Annotated in this window: 2 protein-coding genes; both read left to right on the forward strand. The window is 65.7% G+C overall.

The window, feature by feature from the left end; all coding sequences use genetic code 11:
* Positions 1–1,122, forward strand: a 1,122-nt coding sequence (locus EOA60_RS31735; RefSeq protein WP_164899721.1) for a class I SAM-dependent RNA methyltransferase, incomplete at its 5' end; no start/stop codon positions are given.
* A 144-nt stretch (positions 1,123–1,266) separates the two neighbouring features.
* Positions 1,267–1,706, forward strand: a 440-nt coding sequence (locus EOA60_RS31740; protein WP_245502664.1) for a caspase family protein, incomplete at its 3' end; no start/stop codon positions are given.

Genomic DNA, 1,706 nt, shown 5'->3' on the forward strand with positions numbered 1-1,706 from the left:
CGGAAGGACCGCGCGACGCTGATGTCGGTTGTTGAGGCTTCACCGCTTAGGGTTGATCCGCCCTGCCGACACTTCACCGAATGCGGCGGCTGCGCGTTGCAGCATTTCGAGGCCGACGGCTACCGGCAGTGGAAACGCGAACGGGTGGTGCAGGCGCTCAAGATCAAGGGCATCGCTGGTCAGATCGACGCGCTGGTGCCTTGCGCACCGCACACGCGCCGGCGCGTCGTCTTCAGCGCTCGGCGCACCGATGCCGGCATGCTGCTCGGCTTCGTGCGCGCGCTCTCCTCCGAGATCATTCCTATCGAGGAATGCCCGATCTCGTTGCCGGCAATCGTTGATGCGCTCGATCCTTTGCGAAGGCTGGCAGGACTGGTCTGCGCGACGCCGAAAGCCTTCCACATGACCGTCACCGCCACGGCGTCCGGCCTCGATGTCGCCGTCCATGACGCGGGCAAGCTCGGCGAAAACCAGCGCCGCATCGCTTCCAATTTCGTGATGGCCGCGGGCTTGGCGAGGCTTTCGATCGACGGCGAGGTGATCGTCGAGCCGAAGAAGCCGGTGGTGCAGTTCGGCTCGGTCGCCGTCGCCCTGCCGCCCGGCGCCTTCCTGCAGGCGACGGAGGCCGCCGAGCAGACGATGGCCGGTCTCGTCTGCCAGCACCTGTCGCGTGCCAAGAAGGTCGCCGACCTGTTCGCCGGCTGCGGCAGCTTCGCGCTCCGGCTGGCGGCGAAGTCGGAGGTCCACGCCGTGGAGGGAGACGCCCCGGCGCTTGCCGCGCTCGACCGTGCCTCCCGCTTCGCCAGCGGCTTGAAGCGCGTGACCAGCGAGCGTCGCGACCTCTTCCGCAGGCCGCTGACCTTCAAGGAGCTGAGCGGCTTCGACGGCCTCGTCTTCGATCCACCGCGCGCCGGCGCGGAGGATCAGTCCAAGCAGATCGCCCGCTCAGACGTGCCGCTGGTCGCGGCCGTCTCCTGCAATCCGACGACGCTGGCGCGGGATCTGCGCATCCTCATCGACGGCGGCTATCAACTGAAGAGCGTGACGCCGATCGACCAGTTCCTGTGGTCGCCGCATGTCGAGGCCGTCGCGCTGCTGGAGAAGCCGAAGCGGCGCCGGTAGTCCGCGAGAGCCGGTTCGCAAGAAACTTGAAGGCTCTCTTTTCCGAAATTTGCGCCCTAAAGCCGCCTTCTTGCAGGTCTTAGTTTTGCGCTGTTAGGGAAACATTCCTGCTCTTTCGGCGTTACTGAAATAAGCGGATGGCGGATGACGGATAACGGACAGCGCATTGCCATGCAGACGCTTCTAAAATTCCTCAGCCTCATCGTTCTCATCGCTTTTGGCGCCGCGTCCGCGACCGGTGCGCTCGCGCAAGAGCAAAAACGTCTCGCCTTCGTCATCGGCAACGGCGCCTATCAGTCCGGCGAGCTCGCGACTGCCGCCAATGACGCCGGCCTGATCGCGCAGACCCTGCAGGCGGCAGGGTTCGACGTCGTCGGCGCGCGCGATGTCGATCAGGACTCGCTGCGCGGCGCGCTGCGCGATTTTCTCGGCAAGGTTTCCGCCGCCGGTCCCGACGCGGTCGTCTTCGTCTATCTTGCCGGCCACGGCGTGCAGTTCGAGGGGGAGAACTACTTTCTTCCGGTCGATGCCCAGATCGCCAGTCCAGCCGACGTGCCGCTTCAGGCAATGCGGCTCTCCGATGT

The organism is Mesorhizobium sp. M1A.F.Ca.IN.020.06.1.1 (assembly GCF_004023265.1).
GTDB lineage: Bacteria > Pseudomonadota > Alphaproteobacteria > Rhizobiales > Rhizobiaceae > Mesorhizobium.